This is a genomic window from Rhodococcus sp. X156, assembly GCF_004006015.1.
Lineage (GTDB): Bacteria > Actinomycetota > Actinomycetes > Mycobacteriales > Mycobacteriaceae > X156.
On sequence record NZ_CP034766.1, the window covers coordinates 2,634,460 to 2,652,881 of the forward strand.

At 72.8% G+C, this 18,422-nt stretch carries 19 protein-coding genes; 11 read left to right on the forward strand and 8 right to left on the reverse strand.

Annotation, left to right across the window (positions count from 1 at the left end):
- Window positions 1–2 precede the first annotated feature (2 nt).
- Window positions 3–797, forward strand: coding sequence for an IclR family transcriptional regulator (locus tag ELX43_RS12455; protein WP_127783710.1), 795 nt, complete (start codon window positions 3–5; stop codon window positions 795–797).
- Window positions 798–803: 6 nt separating this feature from the next.
- On the opposite strand, the gene ELX43_RS12460 is transcribed toward ELX43_RS12455, so the two are convergent.
- From ELX43_RS12460 to ELX43_RS12470, 3 genes are read right to left on the reverse strand one after another with little or no spacing between them, the layout of a single operon-like run.
- Window positions 804–1,808 carry an amidohydrolase family protein gene (locus ELX43_RS12460; protein ID WP_127783711.1) on the reverse strand — a complete coding sequence of 335 codons (1,005 nt, stop codon included), beginning with the start codon at window positions 1,806–1,808 and terminating at the stop codon, window positions 804–806.
- Window positions 1,805–2,701: an SDR family NAD(P)-dependent oxidoreductase gene (locus ELX43_RS12465; protein ID WP_164860656.1), complete on the reverse strand. Its 897-nt coding sequence runs from the start codon at window positions 2,699–2,701 to the stop codon at window positions 1,805–1,807. Before ELX43_RS12465 ends, ELX43_RS12460 begins: the two co-directional genes overlap by 4 nt.
- Window positions 2,698–3,615 (reverse strand): SDR family NAD(P)-dependent oxidoreductase, encoded by a 918-nt coding sequence (locus ELX43_RS12470; protein ID WP_127784873.1) that lies wholly within the window; start codon window positions 3,613–3,615, stop codon window positions 2,698–2,700. The genes ELX43_RS12465 and ELX43_RS12470 overlap by 4 nt, the downstream gene beginning before the upstream one ends.
- A 279-nt stretch (window positions 3,616–3,894) precedes the next feature.
- Between ELX43_RS12470 and ELX43_RS12475 the strand changes: the two genes are divergently transcribed.
- Window positions 3,895–4,296, forward strand: a complete 402-nt coding sequence (locus ELX43_RS12475; protein WP_127783713.1) for a substrate-binding domain-containing protein — start codon at window positions 3,895–3,897, stop codon at window positions 4,294–4,296.
- Window positions 4,297–4,923: 627 nt separating this feature from the next.
- On the opposite strand, the gene ELX43_RS12480 is transcribed toward ELX43_RS12475, so the two are convergent.
- Together ELX43_RS12480 and ELX43_RS12485 are read right to left on the reverse strand one after the other, a co-directional pair.
- Window positions 4,924–5,223 carry a YciI family protein gene (locus ELX43_RS12480; RefSeq protein ID WP_127783714.1) on the reverse strand — a complete coding sequence of 100 codons (300 nt, stop codon included), beginning with the start codon at window positions 5,221–5,223 and terminating at the stop codon, window positions 4,924–4,926.
- Window positions 5,224–5,264: 41 nt separating this feature from the next.
- Window positions 5,265–5,717 (reverse strand): MarR family transcriptional regulator, encoded by a 453-nt coding sequence (locus ELX43_RS12485; protein WP_241248936.1) that lies wholly within the window; start codon window positions 5,715–5,717, stop codon window positions 5,265–5,267.
- A 68-nt stretch (window positions 5,718–5,785) separates the two neighbouring features.
- Between ELX43_RS12485 and ELX43_RS12490 the strand changes: the two genes are divergently transcribed.
- Complete coding sequence (locus ELX43_RS12490; protein ID WP_127783716.1) at window positions 5,786–7,297, forward strand: MFS transporter; 1,512 nt, start codon at window positions 5,786–5,788, stop codon at window positions 7,295–7,297.
- A gap of 69 nt (window positions 7,298–7,366) precedes the next feature.
- Here ELX43_RS12490 and ELX43_RS12495 read toward each other — a convergent pair whose 3' ends face one another.
- The 3 genes from ELX43_RS12495 to ELX43_RS12505 form a co-directional block, all read right to left on the reverse strand.
- On the reverse strand, window positions 7,367–8,386 hold the full coding sequence (locus ELX43_RS12495) for an LLM class flavin-dependent oxidoreductase (RefSeq protein WP_127783717.1): 1,020 nt from the start codon (window positions 8,384–8,386) through the stop codon (window positions 7,367–7,369).
- Between the two features lie 38 nt (window positions 8,387–8,424).
- Window positions 8,425–9,438: a glutaminase A gene (gene glsA, locus ELX43_RS12500; RefSeq protein WP_241248937.1), complete on the reverse strand. Its 1,014-nt coding sequence runs from the start codon at window positions 9,436–9,438 to the stop codon at window positions 8,425–8,427.
- 92 nt (window positions 9,439–9,530) lie between these two features.
- On the reverse strand, window positions 9,531–10,403 hold the full coding sequence (locus tag ELX43_RS12505) for an alpha/beta hydrolase (protein ID WP_127783718.1): 873 nt from the start codon (window positions 10,401–10,403) through the stop codon (window positions 9,531–9,533).
- A gap of 89 nt (window positions 10,404–10,492) precedes the next feature.
- Between ELX43_RS12505 and ELX43_RS12510 the strand changes: the two genes are divergently transcribed.
- The 8 genes from ELX43_RS12510 to ELX43_RS12545 all read left to right on the forward strand — a co-directional run bounded on the left by ELX43_RS12510 (window position 10,493) and on the right by ELX43_RS12545 (window position 18,417).
- Window positions 10,493–11,989, forward strand: coding sequence for an amidase (locus tag ELX43_RS12510; protein ID WP_127783719.1), 1,497 nt, complete (start codon window positions 10,493–10,495; stop codon window positions 11,987–11,989).
- Between the two features lie 72 nt (window positions 11,990–12,061).
- Window positions 12,062–12,556 carry a 2-oxo-4-hydroxy-4-carboxy-5-ureidoimidazoline decarboxylase gene (gene uraD / locus ELX43_RS12515; protein ID WP_127783720.1) on the forward strand — a complete coding sequence of 165 codons (495 nt, stop codon included), beginning with the start codon at window positions 12,062–12,064 and terminating at the stop codon, window positions 12,554–12,556.
- Window positions 12,553–12,873, forward strand: a complete 321-nt coding sequence (gene uraH / locus ELX43_RS12520; RefSeq protein ID WP_127783721.1) for a hydroxyisourate hydrolase — start codon at window positions 12,553–12,555, stop codon at window positions 12,871–12,873. The genes uraD and uraH overlap by 4 nt, the downstream gene beginning before the upstream one ends.
- A 1-nt stretch (window position 12,874) precedes the next feature.
- A complete protein-coding gene (gene pucL, locus ELX43_RS12525; protein ID WP_127783722.1) occupies window positions 12,875–13,789 on the forward strand; it encodes a factor-independent urate hydroxylase in 915 nt (304 codons plus the stop codon).
- Window positions 13,762–15,132: an allantoinase AllB gene (allB, locus tag ELX43_RS12530; protein WP_241248938.1), complete on the forward strand. Its 1,371-nt coding sequence runs from the start codon at window positions 13,762–13,764 to the stop codon at window positions 15,130–15,132. The genes pucL and allB overlap by 28 nt, the downstream gene beginning before the upstream one ends.
- Window positions 15,129–16,340, forward strand: coding sequence for an alanine--glyoxylate aminotransferase family protein (locus tag ELX43_RS12535; protein WP_206518013.1), 1,212 nt, complete (start codon window positions 15,129–15,131; stop codon window positions 16,338–16,340). The genes allB and ELX43_RS12535 overlap by 4 nt, the downstream gene beginning before the upstream one ends.
- The gene (locus tag ELX43_RS12540; protein WP_127783723.1) at window positions 16,337–17,611 is read left to right on the forward strand and encodes an allantoate amidohydrolase; all 1,275 of its coding nucleotides are present in this window, start codon (window positions 16,337–16,339) and stop codon (window positions 17,609–17,611) included. Before ELX43_RS12535 ends, ELX43_RS12540 begins: the two co-directional genes overlap by 4 nt.
- Complete coding sequence (locus ELX43_RS12545; RefSeq protein ID WP_127783724.1) at window positions 17,608–18,417, forward strand: MurR/RpiR family transcriptional regulator; 810 nt, start codon at window positions 17,608–17,610, stop codon at window positions 18,415–18,417. Before ELX43_RS12540 ends, ELX43_RS12545 begins: the two co-directional genes overlap by 4 nt.
- The last annotated feature ends 5 nt before the right edge of the window (window positions 18,418–18,422 follow it).

Sequence of the window (18,422 nt, forward strand, 5' to 3'; positions counted from 1 at the left end):
CCATGACCGTCACTGCCGACGCCCCTGCTGCGCTCACCGAGGACCCGGAACGGGGCTCGCGGGGCGGTGTGGTGGAACGCGTCATCCGCATCCTCGACGCGTTCACCGAAGCACCCGGCCGGCTGAAGCTGGAGCAGGTCGGGCAGATCACCGGGCTGCCCCGGTCCACGGCGTTCCGCCTGCTCGGCCAGCTGGTCGACCTGCAGTGGATCGAGCACGAGGGCGAGGGCTACTCGCTCGGTCCGCGCACCGCCCTGCTCAGCACGCAGCACTCCAGCTACGAGGAGATCCGGGCGGCCGGCAGCGCCGCGCTCACCGAGCTGCAGCTAGCCACCCGTACGGTGGTGCACCTGTCGGTGCTGGAGGGCGCGGTGGTGCGCTACCTGGACAAGATCGGTGGTGCGGCTGCAGCATCGGTGCCGTCCCGGGTGGGAGCGCGGATCCTCGCCCCCGACACCGTCAGCGGGCGGGCGATGCTGGCGTGCCTGACCCCGGAGCAGGTGGACCGTGCCCTGGCCGGCTCCTACCCGGCCGGGGCCAGCATGGACACGCTGCACCGGCAGCTCTCCGACATCCGGCGACGCCAGGGGGTGGCGGCCATGACCGCGGCGTCGAGCACCAGCGGCATCAGCTCGCTGGCCGTGCCCGTGCTGGGACCGCGGGGCCTGGTGGCCGCCGTGTCGGTCGCCGCCCGCGGGGAGCTGCCGGCCAGCCGGATCGCACCGCTGGTGCACCGGGTGGCCCGCTCCATCTCGCGCAACCTCTACCCCGACTGGGCCGGTGCCGCACCGCGATAGCGAGGGTCAGCGGGGCGGGGCGAACCCCGTCAGGCGGGTGAAGTTGCCCGACGCCAGGGCGAGGCGCTCGGTGTCGGAGAGCGGCAGCGTCTGGAGCACGTCCACCGACTTCCACACCTGGGTGAACCGGGGGTCGACGTGCTCGGGTGCCGGGCGGTGGCCCGGCCGCTCGGGCAGCAGGTCGGAGAAGACGTAGTTGGTCCCGAACATCACCCGCTCGGTGCCGATCTTGCGCAGGAAGGCGACCATCTCCTCCGGCGCCACGGTGCCGTCGGCCACCTCGTGCAGCCGCAGCGAGGTGTCGCCGTGCACCCCGTCGTAGCGCGCCGCCAGCTCCAGCACCTGCTCGTCCAGGCCGTGGCCCAGCTCCCGGTCGTGCCCGCAGTGGGCGAAGACCAGCTGCAGCTGGGGAAACGCGGCCAGCGCGCCGGCGAACCCCGCGGGTGCGCTGTGCGGGCTGTGCCCGCCCGTCTCGGTGAGCACCGGGACGCCCTGCTCCACGCAGTAGTCGTAGAGCGGGAACAGCACGGGGTCCTCCCCCGGCACGCCCATGTCCGAGGGCACCAGCTTCACCCCGAGGGCCCCGCGCTCGCGCTGGGCCACCACCTCCTGCACGGCCCCCTCGGCGCCCATCACCACCGGGTTCACCCCGGCGAAGTAGCCCACCCGGGGGTTCTCCGCCGCGATCGCCGACGCCCAGGTGTTGTTGTCGCTGACACGGCGGGTCACCCGCGCGCGCAGCTCGGCGCTGGCGCGGTCGCGCTCGGCGGCGTCGTCGGGCAGCAGGTAGGTGCCGTGCCGGAGGTAGCGCCCGCTCCAGGTGAACATCAGCATGTTCATCGCGCTGATGCCCACCTGGTCCATCATCTCCAGCAGCTCGGGGAGGGTGCCGAGGTTGGGCGCCCCGGGCTTCACCAGGTGCGGGGTGAGGAAGTAGTCGCGCATCTCGTGCCCGTGCGCGTCGTCGCGCTGCACGTGGGTGTGCATGTCGATGATCGGCAGCTCGCTCATGCGGATGTCCCCTCGTGTGGGCCGGTGGGCCGTGCGGACCCGTCCACCCAGGACCGGATCGCCTCCGGCACCTGCTGCCCGCCGAAGGCCGGCCGGGCGGTGGTGTGCAGGATCCCGCCGTCGGACACCACGGAGTGCCCGGTCAGGTAGGCGGACAGCTGCGAGGCCAGGAACAGCGCCACCCCGGCGCTGTCTGCCGGCTCACCCAGGCGACCCAGCGGGGTTGCCGTGGCCGCGTCGGCGAAGAACTGGCGCACCTGCGGCGGGGAGTCCGGGCTGGTGGCGTGCTCGCGGGTCTTCTTGCTCCAGTGCGTGCCCGGCACCAGGCAGTTGACCCGGATGCCGTACGGGGCGAGCTCGACGGCGGCGGTCTTGGTGAAGTGGATGATCCCCGCGTTGGCCGCTCCGTAGGCGGCGAGGTTGGGCGCGGCGGTCATCCCGCTGCTGGAGCCCACGTTGACGATGGCGCCGGCTAGCCCGGCCTGCACCATGGCGATCGCCTCCGCCTGGCAGGACAGGAAGGTGGACACCAGGTTCAGGTCCATCGGCCGCTGCCAGTCGGCCACGTCCAGGTCCAGGAACGGCTTGTTCACCCCGGCCGTGCCGCCGCAGACGTTCACCGCCACCGAGATCGACCCCAGGGCGTCCACCGCCTCGGCGACCATCGACCGCGGCGCGGCGCGGTCGGTGAGGTCGCGGGCGATCGCCACCGCGCGCCGACCGAGCGCCCGCACCTCGGCCGCAGTGCCCTCGGCGGCGGCCAGGTCCAGGTCGACCACCGCGACGTCGCAGCCGGCCTCGGCCAGCTGCAGGCAGGTGGCGCGGGCGATGCCGTTGCCCCCGCCGGTCACCAGCGCGGTGCGCCCGGCGAGTCCGAGCAGATCGGCGATCACCCGGAGACCTTCGCGGACAACAGCCCCTCGGGCACCGGCGGTGCCGGGTTGAAGCGCAGGTAGTCGGGCAGGAAGCCGCCCTCGTCCAGGTCCTCGGGCTGCCAGCCCGACAGCAGCTGCGTGCCGTCGAGGGTGCGCACCGGGCGGTTGAGCTCCTTGAGCAGCGGCAGGCTGTAGGCCACCCGGCCGGTCATCTCGGCGGGGTCGGCGGTGCACAGCAGCAGCGCCGCCTCGGCCATGGTCTCCTCCGGCTCCGACGGCCAGCCCGGCACCGCCGCGGCGGCGTGTGCGGTGGCCACCCCGCGGTTGGGGGCGAGGGCGTTGACGGCGATGTGGTCGTCGTAGAGCTCCATGGCCGCGCCGGTGGTGATGCGGTCGATCATCGCCTTGGTGCCGCCGTAGAGCACCGAGCCGGCCAGCGGGTGCGGCGCGAACGGCGGGCCCACCCGGGGACCGGACTGGCGGGAGGAGATGTTCAGGATCCACCCGGCGCCCTGGGCGCGCATGCCGGGGATGACGGCCTTCATCAGGTCCCAGGTGTTCCACACGTTGGTCTCCACGGAGTCCAGGAACCACTCGCGGGGCATGTCCACGAACAGGGTCTCGTAGCGCCGGGCCGCGGCCGCGTTGTTGATGAGGATGTCCACCGGTCCGCCCATCGTGGCGCTGATCTCGGCCACCAGCGCCGCTCGGTCGAGCTCCGGGGCGCCCAGGTCGACCACGAACGGCTCAGCGGTGCCGCCGTCCGCGCGGATCAGGGCGACGGTCTCCTCCAGCGAGCCCTCCAGGTTGCCGTCGCCGGGACGCAGCGTCCGCGACACCGCGGCCACGGCGATTCCCTCCGCGGCGAGCCGGCGGGCCATGGCCCGGCCGATTCCCCTGCTGGCCCCGGTGACGATCGCGATTGTGCTCATGCCGCGCGCTCCTGTTCCTCGTGGAGCCTCGAACGTATCCACCGCCAGGGGGCGGTGGCGGCTGGTTCCCGTGGGGTGGGAACCCGCCGCCGGAGCCCGAGCGCCGGCACCGTCCTTGGGCGGGGTCGAGGTCAGCGCCAGGTCGCCGCTGACCAGGCTGGGCAGCGGCGGCTCAGGCTCGAAGTACGGCCACTGCGCCAGCACCCCGGCCCACAGGTCGCGGATCCTCGCTCAGCCCACCGTCTGCGCACCCGGCGGGCAGGCCAGCACCGCGTCCTCATGGTCAACGGCTGCACCGTCACGCCGCTGTTCGACGCCCTGGGCCGCTTCCACGCCAGCGTCACCCTCGCGCAACTGGCGGAGCACCGGCTGCTGAGCATGCCGGTGGGCACTGGGCTGCGGGCCGTGCTCGACGGGGCGGCTGCGACCCGTGGGGTGCGTCTGCACGTCAGCCTGCAGGCCGCGGCCGCCGACGCCATTGCCGACCTGGCCGCACAGGGCTTGGGGGTCGGGATCCTCAGCACCTCCATGGCGGCCAGCTACCAGGACCGCCTGCATGCGCTGCCGATCAGCGACAACCCGGTCAGCGCCGTGCTGGCCCTGGTGTGGAGGCCGGACCCCACCGCCGCGGTACGTGAGATGGTGGCGCAGTGCCGCAAGTCTCTCAGCTCAGCGACCTGACCCAACCCACGGTGTTGAGCGCTGCGGTCGTCGCGGCGCCAGCAGCGCTGCCCCGATGGGGCCCTGGCATGAGACCCGCTTTCCGGCGCCGACCACGGTAGCTGCCCATGGGGCGAGCTAACGTCGATTCTTTTTGACTTCCAACACTATGGTGCGAACACACGAAGCCACTGCCATAACTACAAGTAGGATACCGACAACGTCCGCGGTGCTTAGGTCAGATAGGCCACTCCCAGTCAAACCTAGGGCGAGCGAGCCTGCACCAAACACGATTGCGACCGCTAAACCCACTATTCGAGCCACCGAACTGCGGTCCATGCTAAGAATCCGCCTGAGGCGTCTTAAACGCGGCTGCGGCGGCGCTCGTGCCGGACGTTCTTTCTGCCATTGCGGTGGCCCTTCTCGACATGAAAAGACGGTGCGCTGCTGCCGATCGGAAGGCGCGTTGATCGCGACCAGCCTAGGGCCTGCTCCCCGAGAGAAAGCCATTCTGGAGCAGACGACACTTCGGCATCGGGGAGAGGCAGCACGCACCCGCCGGTGTCCACATGCGCGCAGCGTGGTTGCGCCACGGTGCCACGGTCCGGTTTCGCCATTGGCGGGTATTAGGACGGAGGACAACCAGGGCTAGGCGGTCGGCGGGCCCAGGACCGCCTGCAGCACTGGCGCGGCGCGGGTGGCGCTGAACTGGGTGATGCGGTACTCGGCGACGCCGGCCACGGTGAAGGGGTCGCTGGCGACGAGCGCCTCGACCGCGGCGCGGTCGTCGCCGGCCGCCAGGATCACCCCACCGTCCTGCGCCTGCTTGCGGCCGGACAGCAGGAACACCCCGGTCTGGAACTGGGCGTCCACCCAGGCCATGTGCTCGGCGCGGACGGTGTCCACCTGGTCGGTCGGGGCCACGTAGGTCAGCTCGAGGAGGAACACACCTCGGCAATGTACTCGCGGACTGCCGGGCCGGTGGCGGCTCAGGACCGCGGCCAGGGCCGCCCGTCGCGATCAGCGATGTCGCGGTTGAACCGGCGCAGCATCGTCCCCAGCAGCTCCACGTCCTCCGCGGACCAGTCCTCCATCACCTGGCGCAGGCCCGCGACGTTGGCGTCGCGCACCACCGCCAGGCGTTGCCGGCCGAGCTCGGTCACCCGGAACTTGCGGGCCAGGCCGCCGTCGGGGTCCGGGATTCGCTCGGCGACGCCCGAGCGGACCATGGCCGCCGTCTGCCGGTTCAGGGTGGAGGAGTCCAGGCCGAAGGCGTCGCTGAGCTGGCCGATCGACATCGGCCCCTCAGCCTCCAGCCGGCTCAGCAGCAGGTAGGCGCTGCGGTCGAGCTGCCCCTGGGCGGCGCCGCCGCGCGCCTGCTGCAGCACGTAGCGCCCGAGAATCATCGTCTCGAGCTCGATCGCCTCGACCGGGTCCGTCACCCGTCCAGCCTCTCTGACCACAGCTTGGGGAGATCTTTGCACTCCGCAGATCGTAACGCGCGCGAGATATGCATGATGCATACGAACGAGTAGAGTCCCCGCTCGTGCCTACTGCCAACTCCGCTCCCGCTTCGGCGCGCTCGGTCCCGACGCCTCCCGTCCACTCGAACGCGATCGTCGTGGTGCTTGCCGTCGCCGGCATCACCGCGGCCATCATGCAGACCCTGGTGGTCCCGCTCATCGGCGACCTGCCCACGCTGCTGCACACCTCCACGTCGAACGCCTACTGGGTGATCACCGCGACGCTGCTGACCGCCGCGGTCTGCACCCCGGTCAGCGGCCGGCTCGGCGACCTCTACGGCAAGCGCCGGATCATGCTGATCTGCTCCGGCTCGCTGGTGGTGGGCTCGGTGGTCTGCGCACTCTCCTCCGCGGTCCTGCCGATGATCATCGGTCGCGGCCTGCAGGGCGCCGGCATGGGCCTGATCCCGCTCGGCATCAGCGCCATGCGCGACGTGCTTCCCCGCGAGAAGCTCGGCTCGTCCATCGCCCTGATGAGTGCCTCGATGGGCGTCGGTGGCGCACTGGGCCTGCCGATCTCGGCCGCAGTGGCCGAGCACACCAGCTGGCGGGTGCTCTTCTGGGGCGCCACCGCCCTCGCCGCGCTGGTCGCGGTGCTGATCTTCAAGTTCGTCCCCACCACCCCGGTCACCGGTGGTGGGCGGTTCGACCCGGTGGGCGCGATCGGGCTGGGCATCGGCCTGGTGTGCCTGCTGCTCGGCGTCTCCAAGGGTGGCGACTGGGGCTGGGACAGCGCCAACACCATCGGCCTGCTGGTCGCCGCAGTGGTCGTGCTGCTGGCGTGGGGCTGGTTCGAGCTGCGCAGCTCCGACCCGCTGGTCGACCTGCGCGTCACCGCCCGCCCCGTGGTGCTGCTGACCAACCTCGCCTCGGTGGTCATCGGCTTCGCGATGTACGCCCAGTCGCTGATCATCCCGCAGCTGCTGCAGCTGCCCAGGGAGACCGGCTACGGCCTGGGCCAGAGCATGGTGAACATGGGTCTGTGGATGCTGCCGGGTGGCTTCATGATGATGGCCATCTCCCCGCTGGGCGCGAAGCTGTCCCACCTGCGCGGACCCAAGATCACCCTGGCGCTGGGCTCCGCGGTGGTGGCGATCGGCTACGTCAGCGCCGTGCTGATGATGGGCACCACCTGGGGCCTGCTGATCTCGGTGTGCATCATCAGCGGCGGCGTCGGCATGGCCTACGGCGCCATGCCTGCCCTGATCATGGGCTCGGTCCCGCTGTCGGAGACCGGGTCGGCCAACAGCTTCAACACGCTGATGCGCTCCATCGGCACCTCGGTCTCGGCCGCTGTGGTCGGCGTGGTGCTGGCGCAGATGACCACCGACTTCGGCGGGCGCGCGCTGCCCAGCGAGGCCGGGTTCCAGACCGGTCTGCTCATCGGGGCCGGAGTGGCCGCGGTGGCCGCGGTCATCGCGCTGGCCATCCCCAAGCGCGCCAGCCTGGCGGCGGAGGACCACATCGAGCACGACGAGCCGGTGGCGGTCGCCCGCTAGCCGCTCCCGCTCACCGCACCGGCCCCGCCGGGCGACCCACAGGTCGCTCGACGGGGCCGGTGTGGTTTCTCAGCGCCAGCCGAGGGCGGGTGCCAGGTCGCGCAGCACCGTCTCCAGCACGTGCACGTTGTAGTCCACGCCCAGCTGGTTCGGGATGGTGAGCAGCAGGGTGTCCGCCGCGGCCACCGCCTCGTCCTGGGCCAGCTCCGCCACCAGCCGATCCGGCTCGCCCGCGTAGGTCTTGCCGAACCGGGCCACCCCGCCCTCGAGGTGGCCGACCTGGTCCTGGCTGCCGGACTCGCGGCCGAAGTAGGCACGGTCGGTGTCGGTGACCACGGGGAAGATGCTGCGGCTGACCGAGACTCGCGGCTCCCACTGGTGGCCGGCGACCTTCCAGGCGTCCCGGAAGCGCTGGATCTGCTCGGCCTGCAGCTCGTGGAACGGCACCCCGGTGTCCTCGGTGAGCAGCGTGGAGCTCATCAGGTTCATGCCCTGCTCGGCCGTCCACTCCGCGGTCCTGCGGGTGCCCGCGCCCCACCAGATGCGCTCACGCAGACCAGGCGAGTGCGGCTCCAGCCGCAGCAGCCCCGGCGGGTTGGGGAACATCGGCCGCGGGTTGGGCTGGGCGAAGCCCTCGCCGTCCAGGGTCTGCAGGAAGATCCGGGTGTGCTCGCGGGCCATGTCGGCGTCGTCGGAGCCCTCGGCCGGGGCGTAGCCGAAGTAGCGGTAACCCTCGATCACCTGCTCCGGCGATCCCCGGCTGATGCCCAGCTGCAGCCGGCCGCCGGCGATGAGGTCGGCCGCGCCGGCGTCCTCGCTCATGTACAGCGGGTTCTCGTAGCGCATGTCGATGACGCCGGTGCCGATCTCGATGCGGCTGGTGCGGGCCCCGATCGCGGCGAGCAGCGGGAACGGTGACGCCAGCTGGCGGGCGAAGTGGTGCACCCGGAAGTACGCGCCGTCCACGCCGATCTCCTCCGCCGCGACCGCCAGGTCGATCGACTGCAGCAGCGCGTCGGCGGCGGAGCGGGTCTGCGACTGTGGCGAGGGCGTCCAGTGACCAAAGGACAGGAACCCGATGTTCTTCATGCCCCGCACAACGTCGTACGGGCGGTGAGGCTTCCCGGCTAGCTCGCGTCGGCCGGGTCCTCGGACGCGAAGATGTTCAGCCCCAGCGCTCGGGAGAGATAGGCGGTGGCCCGCTGCCCGCGGACGCTGTTGCCGGCCGAGTCCAGCGGCGGCGAGAAGACGCCGAGGGCGCCCTTGCCCGGGGCGATGGTGACGATGCCGCCGCTGACCCCCGACTTGCCCGGCAGCCCGATCTCGAAGAGCCACTCGCCGGACTGCTCGTACATCCCGCTGGCCGCCATCACCGCGAGGGTGTCGCGGCAGACGTCGGCGGACACCACGCGCTCGCCGGTCACCGGGTTGACGCCGCCGTGGGCGAGGGTGCCCCCCATGATGGCGAGGTCGCGGGCGCTGACCAGCAGCGCGCACTGCTTGGTGTAGGTGTCGACCACCTCGAGCGGGTCCAGCTCCAGGCGTCCGTAGCTCTCCAGCAGCCGGGCGATGGCCCGGTTGCGCTGGTGGGTGCGCGCCTCGGAGTCGTACACCTGCTGGTCCAGCTCCAGGCGTCGGCCGGCGAAGCGGGACAGCCCGTCCTGGATCGCCGCCCACTGCTGGTCAGCGTCCTCGCCGGGCATGAGGGCGGTGGTCGCCAGGGCGCCGGCGTTGACCATCGGGTTCATCGGGTGACCGTTGTTCAGCTCGATCGCCATCACCGAGTTGAAGGCCAGGCCGGTGTTGTTCACGCCCACCGTCTTGCGGATGATCTCGTGCCCGAGGGCGTCGGCGACGAGGGCGTAGACGAAGGCCTTGGAGATCGACTGGATGGAGAACTGGTGGCTGACGTCGCCTGCGGCGTGGATGGCACCGTCCACCTGGGCGATGCACACCCCGAACAGCCACGGGTCCGCCTCCGCCAGGATGGGGATGTAGTCAGCGACGGCACCCTCGGCGTGGTCCCGGTAGCGCTCGTGCGCCTCGGCGACCAGCGACGCCACCCGCGTCCGCCGGGGCAGGTCACCGGTGGAGACCGCCTGGTCGACGCCCTCCACGTTCATGTCGCTGAGCTGCTCCACGGACACTCCTGTGCAGGTTTGGTGACACCGCGATCAGCGGACCCGCCCAGCGTATCCACCAGCGGCGCGGGCGCCTCTCTCGCGACCCGGGTCTAGCCCGCGAGGGTGCTCGCCATCTCCCGCCAGTGCCGCATCGGCACCAGGTGCCCTTCCCCACCGCAGACCACCAGCTCGGCGCTGGGCAGGTGCTCCTGCAGCCACGACCCGTTGGCGAGGGGCACCATCTCGTCTCGGTCGCCGTACCAGAGGTGGACGGGGCACCGGACCGCCGCCAGGTCGACGCCCCACGGACCACACCAGGCGACGTTGTCCCAGGCGATGCCCTCCGGACCCTGACGCAGGCCCTCGTGCAGCAGCAGGAAGAGGTTCGCCCGGAGCGCCGGGGCGGCGATCACCTCCGGGTCGGTCTCGCCCCACATCCAGTCGATCCACGGCGCAGCCTCGTCGTCCCGCACCGACAGCAGTCCGCGCAGCATCTCTGCTCCACCGACGAGGAGCTGCGCTGCGGCACGTTCGGGCTCGTCGGGCAGGAAGGACAGCGCCAGGCGATCGTTGTCGGTGAAGGCAGCCGTGCCACCGGGCATCAGCTGCGGCGGGGCGAGGCCACCGGCCACGCCGACGCGGGTCACCCGCTCACCCAGCACGGCGGCAGCAGCCAGCGCGAAGGGTCCACCGCCGGACCAGCCCAGCGTGGCGAACCGGTCCAGGCCCACTGCGTCTGCCACAGCGGCGACGTCGTGCGCGATGCTGGTGAGGCTGTACGGGGCGGGCGAGGAGCGGCCGTAACCCGGGCGGTCGAAGCTGACCACCCGGACCCCCAGGGACGCGGCCACCGCGTCCCCAAAGCGGAGGTCCAACCGCGACCCCGGCGTGCCGTGGAAGTAGACGATCGGCGACGCGCCGCTGGGGCCGGTGTCGCGCACCAGCACCGTCCGACGACCCAGCTGAACCTCGAGCTCGCGCACTCCAGCACCCTATGCGGGTCGAAAGGGGGGCACGCCTCTCTCGCACAATGGAACACGGCCGAAACAATCGTTCCGTAGCGTCCGCAGCCATGACCCACCCGCCCGCAGGGCTGATGGACGCGTTCTGGGCCTACGAGCGCGCGCTGATGGCCAACGACCTCGACGCCCTCGACCGGCTCTTCGCCCCCGGCCCCAACACCCTGCGTGGTGACGCCAACGGGCTGCTGGTCGGCCACGAGCAGATCAGCGCGTTCCGCGGCGCCCGTGGCGGCGCCCCGCGCCGGCGGATCGTGCAGGCCCACGTGCAGACCGTCGCTGACGACCACGCGCTCGTCGTCGCCGTCACCGAGCTCGCCCGGGGCGGGCGGGGCCAGCAGACACAGCTGTGGCGGCGCGCCGACGGCCGCTGGGCGGTCACCGCCGCCCACGTCTCCCTCCCGGCGCCAGCGCTGGACACTCGGGTGTGGCGCGTCGTCGGCGACCCGCTGGTCCACGCCCCCCACACCGGCCCGCTCACCGGGGAGAGCGTCGCGGTCAAGGACCTCTTCGCCGTCGCGGGCCACCGCGTCGGCGCCGGCAACCCGGCCTGGGAGGCCGCGGCGACGCCGGAGCCCGCGCACGCCACCGCCGTCGCCCGGCTGCTCGACGCCGGCGCCGACGTCCGCGGCATCGCCCGCACCGACGAGCTCGCCTACAGCCTGGCCGGGACCAACGCCCACTTCGGCACCCCGCCGAACCCGCGGGCGCCGCACCGGATCTCCGGCGGCTCCACCTCGGGCTCGGCCAGCGCGGTCTCCCTCGGCCACGCGAGCATCGGGCTGGGCACCGACACCGGCGGGTCGATCCGCGTGCCGGCGTCCTACCAGGGGCTCTTCGGGCTGCGCAGCACCCACGGTGCCGTGCCCCTCGACGGGGTGCTGCCGCTGGCCCCGTCCTTCGACACCGTCGGCTGGCTGGCCCGCGACGCCGCCCTGCTCGCCCGCGTGGGCGAGGCGCTGCTGCCCCCGGCCGCTCCCCCCAGCCGCACTGCGCTGGTCGTCGTCCCGCAGCTGGTGGCCCTCGCCCAGCCCGACGTCGCCGACGCCGTGCGCCGCTGGGTCGGAGCGCACGACGTGTCCACCGAGGACTGGGACCTCGCCCAGCTGCCCACCTGGCTCGCGGCGTTCCAGACCCTGCAGGCGCACGAGGCGTGGCGCAGCCACGGTGGCTGGGTCGGCACGCACGCCGAGGCGATGGACCCCGACGTGCGTGGGCGCTTCGAGGCCGCCTCCCGGGTGACGCTCGAGCAGGCGGAGCAGGCAGCGAGCACGGTCGCCGCGGCGCGGGCGACCATCAGAGACTTCGTGGGTGATCGGGTGCTCGTGCTGCCCGCCACCTCCTCGGTGGCGCCCCGGATCGGCGAGGGGCTGCAGGCGGTTCGTGACGCCACCATGCAGCTCACGTGCCTGGCCGGCATCGGCGGTCTGCCGGCGCTGTCGCTGCCGGTGACCACCTCCGGCGGCCTGCCGTGCGGGGTCTGCCTGGTGGCCGCCCCTGGCCGCGACCGGGACCTGCTGGCGCTGACGTGCGAGCTGGCACAACCGTAACGCCGCCGAAACGAGCGTTTCCGTCCCCTTCACAAACGCTGCCTAACGTCAACGGCAGCCGAAGGAGGCGACGTGCAGATCGAGGACTTCAACACCATGAGCGAGGCGGCGGCGAGCGCCACCGTCCGCCCGTGCGCCGCCATCGACAGCTGGGTGCAGGCGCTGGTGGCGGGGCGCCCGTACGCCAGCGTGGCCGAGCTCAGCGCCTGCGCGACCGCCCGGGCCGCCACCTGGACCGGCGCGGAGGTGCAGGCAGCGCTGGCCGACCATCCCCGCATCGGTGAGCGGCCCTCCGGCGACGGTGCCAGCGCGGCGATGTCGCGTCGCGAACAGTCCACTGTGGACGGTGACGATGCCGACCTCGCGCGTCGGCTCGCCGAGGGCAACCGCCGCTACGAGGAGACCTTCGACCGGATCTACCTCGTCCGCGCCGCCGGGCGCAGCGCCGAGGACATCCTCGCGCTGCTCGAGGAGCGGCTGACCCACGACCCGGAGACCGAGCTGGCGGTGACCGCCGGCCAGCTCGCCGAGGTCGCCGTCCTGCGCCTAGAAGGGCTGTTCACATGAGCACCTGCTCCACGCACGCCCTCGACGCCGCCCTCGGCGTCCCCGCGGCCGGACTGCCGGTGACGCTGCGGGACTCCGCGGAGGTCACCCTCGCCGAGGCGGTGACCGACGCCGACGGCCGGGTCCGCTTCCCCGCCGACCTCGGTTCAGGCCCGCATTCCCTCACCTTCGCCACCGGCCCGTGGTTCGCCGCAGCCGGGCGCGACACCTTCTTCCCCGAGGTCCGCCTCACCTTCACCGTGCCTGCGGACCAGCAGCACCACCACGTGGCCCTGCTGCTGAGCCCGTTCGCCTACACCACCTACAAAGGGAGCTGACGTGGCCAACGGCGACGTGATCTTGGGCGCGAACCAGTACGGCAAGGCGGAGTGCCGCCTCGTGCGCATCACTCGGGACACCGAGGTGCACCAGATCGAGGACCTGACCGTCACCGCCCAGCTGCGCGGGGACTTCGTGGCGTGCCACACCGACGGCGACAACAGCCAGGTGGTGGCCACCGACACCCAGAAGAACACCGTGTACGCCTTCGCCAGGGAGCACGGCATCGGCTCGCCCGAGCAGTTCCTGCTGACGCTGGGCCGCCACTTCGTGGACAGCTTCGAGTGGGTCAGCGGCGGACGGTGGGAGGCCGAGCAGCACAGCTGGAGCCGGATCGTCGCCGACGGTGCGCCCCACGACCACGCCTTCGTCCGGGCCGGCCAGGAGGTGCGCACCGCGGTGGTGCAGCGCGACGGGGACGAGACCTTCGTGGTGGCCGGCCTCAAGGACTGCACCGTCCTGAAGTCCACCGGGTCGGAGTTCCATGGCTTCCCGCGTGACCGGTTCACCACGCTCGGAGAGACCGACGACCGGATCCTCGCCACGTCGGTGACGGCGTGGTGGCGCTACACCGACCCGGCCTCGATGGACAGCGACGACTTCAACGCCTGCTACGACGCCGTCCGCGCCACGCTGCTGGAGACCTTCGCGAGCGTGCACTCCCTGGCCCTGCAGCAGACCATCTTCGCGGTGGGCAAGGCGATCCTCACCCGCTTCCCGGGCATCGCCGAGGTCAAGCTGTCCTGCCCCAACAAGCACCACTTCCTCGTCGACCTGGCGCCGTTCGACATGGACAACCCCGGCGAGGTGTTCTTCGCCGCCGACCGCCCCTACGGGCTGATCCAGGCGACGGTCCAGCGCGAGGGCGCCGCCGAGGAGCCACGGGCATGGGCGACCATCGCCGGGTTCTGCTGATGCTCGTCGACGCCGTCCGCGCACGGCACGTCCTCGTCGACGGCGCGTTCGTCCCGGCCACGGTGACCATCACCGACGGCACCATCAGCACCGTCGCCCCCTTCGACCACCAGCTGACCGGCACCGTCCTGGACGCACCCGACACCGCCTACGTGCTGCCCGGCGTGGTGGACACCCACGTGCACGTCAACGAGCCCGGCCGCACCGAGTGGGAGGGGTTCACCTCCGCCACCACCGCCGCTGCGCTCGGCGGCGTCACCACCCTCGTCGACATGCCGCTGAACTCCCTGCCGCCCACCACCACCGTGGCGCACCTGCGAGCCAAGCAGCAGGCCGCAGCCGGTCAGCTCGCGGTGGACGTGGCGTTCTGGGGCGGCGCGGTCCCCGGCAACCTGGCCCACCTCGAGCCGCTGTGGGACGCCGGGGTGCTGGGCTTCAAGTGCTTCCTGTCACCGTCGGGCGTCGAGGAGTTCCCGCCGCTGTCGCCCGCCGACTTCACCGCCGCCCTCACCGAGGTGGCCCGGATCGACGCGCTCATGGTGGTGCACGCCGAGGACGCCGCGGTGCTCGAGGCCGCCCCGGCCGTCCCCAGCCGCGCCTACGCCGACTTCCTGCTCTCCCGCCCGGACACCGCCGAGACCACCGCCATCGCCCGGGTGATCGACGGCGCCCGCCGCACCGGCGCCCGGGTGCACGTGCTGCACCTGTCCAGCGCCCGCGCCCTGGACCTGCTCGCCGACGCCCGCGCCGAGGGCCTGCCCATCACCGTGGAGACCTGCCCGCACTACCTCTGCTTCACCGCCGAGGCCATCCCCGACGCCGCACCGCAGTTCAAGTGCTGCCCGCCGATCCGCGACGCCGGCAACCGCGAGCAGCTGTGGCAAGCCCTGTGCGACGGCGTGATCGACGTCGTGGTCAGCGACCACTCCCCCGCCACCGCGCAGGAGAAGCTCCGCGGCGACGGCGAGCTGCAGCAGGCCTGGGGCGGGGTGTCCGGCCTGCAGGTGGGGTTCACCGCCGTGGCCCACGAGGCCCGCGAGCGCGGCATCGGGCTGGCCGAGGTGAGCCGCTGGATGTCGCGCAGCACCGCCGAGCTGGTCGGCCTCGGCGGGAAGGGTCGCATCGCCCCGGGCGCCGACGCCGACCTCGCGGTCTACGACACCGCCACCGAGCTGCACGTGGACGTGGACCGCCTCGCCCACCGCAACCCCCTCTCGGCCTACGACGGGCTGCGCTACGCCGGCTCCGTCGTGCACACCGTGGTCGCCGGCGCCGTGGTCGCGGCAAGCCCTGATCACTCCCGTGGCCGCCTGCTCACCCGCCCGCCAGGAAGGCCGTCATGAACCAGATCAACCCGCCGCCGCGGCTGCTGATGGGCCCCGGCCCGAGCACGGCCGATCCCCGGGTGCTGCGTGCGATGTCGGCCCAGCTCGTCGGGCAGTACGACCCCGCGATGACGGACCTGATGAACGAGACCATGGAGCTCTACCGCGAGGTGTTCAGCACGCGCAACGAGCAGACGTTCCTGGTCGACGGCACCTCCCGGGCCGGCATCGAGGCGGCACTGGTCTCCCTGCTGGAGCCGGGCGACCGGATGCTGGTGCCGGTGCTCGGCCGCTTCGGCCACCTGCTGGTGGAGATCGCGGAGCGCTGCGGCGCCGAGGTGCACACCATCACCGTGCCCTGGGGCGAGGTCTTCCGCCCGGAGCAGGTGGAGGAGGCGGTGCTCGCCGTGCGGCCCAAGCTGCTGGCCGTGGTGCAGGGCGACACCTCCACCACCATGTGCCAGCCGCTGGCCGACCTCGGCGAGATCTGCCGTCGCCACGACGTGCTGCTCTACTGCGACGCCACCGCCTCCCTGGGCGGCAACCCCTACCCCGCCGACGCCTGGGGCATCGACGTCACCACGGCCGGTCTGCAGAAGTGCCTGGGCGGTCCCTCGGGCAGCGCACCCATCACCCTCTCCCCGCGCGCGGTGGCGGTGATCGAGGCCCGCAGGCACGTGGAGGCGGGCATCCGGGACGCCGGTGACCAGCCCCGGGGCCGGCGGATCCAGTCGAACTACTTCGACCTGGCCATGGTCATGGACTACTGGGGCCCGCGGCGGCTCAACCACCACACCGAGGCCACCACCATGCTCTACGGCGCCCGCGAGTGCGCCCGGCTGCTGGTGGCGGAGGGCATCGACAATGCCGTCGAGCGCCACCGGCTGCACGGGGCGGCCATGCTCGCCGGCGTCCAGGGCCTGGGCCTGGGCGTCTTCGGCGACCTGGCGCACAAGATGAACAACGTCGTGGCGGTGGAGATCCCCGACGGCGTGGACGGCGAGGGGCTGCGGGCAGCGCTGCTGGCGGACTTCGGCATCGAGATCGGGACGTCGTTCGGGCCGCTGCACGGCCGGGTCTGGCGGATCGGAACCATGGGCTACAACGCCCGCCGCGACGCGGTGCTCACCACCCTGGCCGCCCTGGAGCAGGTGCTGCGGGCCTGCGGTGCGGCGGTCACCGCCGGCGGGGGCGTCGGCGCGGCCCGGGAGGTGTACGCCGGATGAGCGCGCGCACCAGTGCCGCCGAGGCGATCGCCCGCTGCGCCGAGCTGAACCAGTTCTCCGCCCAGAGCGGGGCGCTCGAGCGGGTCTACCTGTCGCCGGAGCACGCCGGCGCCAACGCGCTGGCCGCCCGCTGGATGCAGGAGGCCGGGCTGCGCACGTGGCAGGACGCCGCCGGCAACCAGTGCGGACGCGTCGAGGGTCGCCGGGCCGGGATGCCCGCCCTGCTGCTCGGCTCGCACCTGGACACCGTGCCCGACGCCGGCAGCTACGACGGGATGCTCGGCGTGGTGATGGCCATCGCCGTGGCCGAGCGGCTCCGCGACCGGGCGGACCAGCTGCCGTTCGCGCTCGAGGTGATCGGGTTCAGCGACGAGGAGGGCACCCGCTTCGGCACCGCGCTGCTGGGCAGCCGGGCGGTGGTCGGCGGCTGGGAGGAGTCGTTCTGGGCGCTGCGCGACCGCGACGGCACCACGCTGCACGAGGCGTTCCAGCAGTTCGGGCTGGACCCGCACCGGTTGCCCGAGGCCACCCGGCGACCGGAGGAGCTCGTCGGCTACCTGGAGGCGCACATCGAGCAGGGCCCCTACCTGGAGGAGGCGGACGCCGCGCTCGGCTACGTCACCACCATCGCCGGGGCGCGGCGCTTCACCGTCACGGTGCTCGGGCAGGCCCGGCACGCCGGCGGCACGCCGTACCCCCGCCGCCGCGACGCCCTGGCCGGGGCCAGCGAGGTGATCACCACCATCGAGCGGATCGCCCGCGCCTCGGAGTGCATCGCCACGGTCGGCCGGGTGGAGGTGCAGCCCGGGGCGGTCAACGTCATCGCCGGCCGCGCCGAGCTCAGCCTCGACCTGCGCGCCGCCACCGACGCCGAGCGCGACGCCATGTGGGCGGTGCTGCACACCGAGATCGCGGCGATCTGTCAGCGCCGCGGGCTGGGGCTGGAGGTGGTCGAGACGCACTGCGCCCCCGCCGCTCCGTGTGCGGAGTGGCTGCAGCAGGCGGTGGTCGCCGGGATCCGCTCCACCGGTGACTCGCAGCCGCTGGGCCTGTGGAGCCGGGCGGGCCACGACGCGATGGTGCTGGCCGCCACCACCGACGTGGCGATGCTGTTCCTGCGCTGCCACGACGGCATCAGCCACCACCCGGCCGAGGACGTCCGCGAGGACGACGTCGCCCACGGCATCGACGCCCTGGAGCAGGCCGTGCTCGCCGTCGCCGCCCGCCTGGACGCGCGGGTGGCCGAGACACAGCAGGGAGTGGTCCAGTGAGGATCGACGAGCGCATCGCCCAGCACCACGGCGAGCTGTCTCCCCAGGAGCGCAAGGCCGCGGCGTCCCTGCTCGAGCACCTGGACGACCTCGCCACCTACCGGGCCTCCGAGCTCGCCGCCCTGGCCGGAGTCTCCAAGGCCACCATGAGCCGGCTGTTCCGCAGCCTGGGCTACGCCGACTTCGACGAGGTGCGCGACCACCTGCGCAGCCTGCGGACCCCCGGCGAGCCGCACCGCGTGGACGGCACCCCCGACCTCGCCGCCCACGCCACCCAGGAGCACCGGGCGGTGCAGCGCACCATCGCCCAGCCCGGCGTGGACGAGGTGGTCCGGCTCCTCGCCGCCGCCCGCCGGGTGACCGTGGTGGGCTGGCGCAACAGCCACCCGGTGGCCCTGCACCTGCGCCAGCAGCTGGCCCACGCCCGCGGCGACGTGCGCCTGGCCCCGCTGCCGGGGCAGGTGATGGGCGAGGAGCTCGCCGACCTCGCCGCCGGCGACGCCGTGCTGGTGATGGGCTTTCGCCGCCGCCCGGCCGGGTTCGGCGCGTTCCTGCGCGAGGCCGCCGCCACTGGCGCCACTGTGGTGCTGATCGCCGACCCCACCGGCATCGAGCACGCCGCCGCGGCCAGCACCTGGCTGGAGTGCCCGGTGCAGGGGCTGCTCGCCTTCGACAGCTACGCCGCCGCGATGAGCCTGGTCAGCGTGCTCGCCGACGGCGTGCTCTCCGAGCTGGGCCGCCCGGGCAGCGCCCGGGTCACCGCCATCAGCCGGACCTACGACCGGCTCGTCGAGGTCGAACGGTGAGGGCC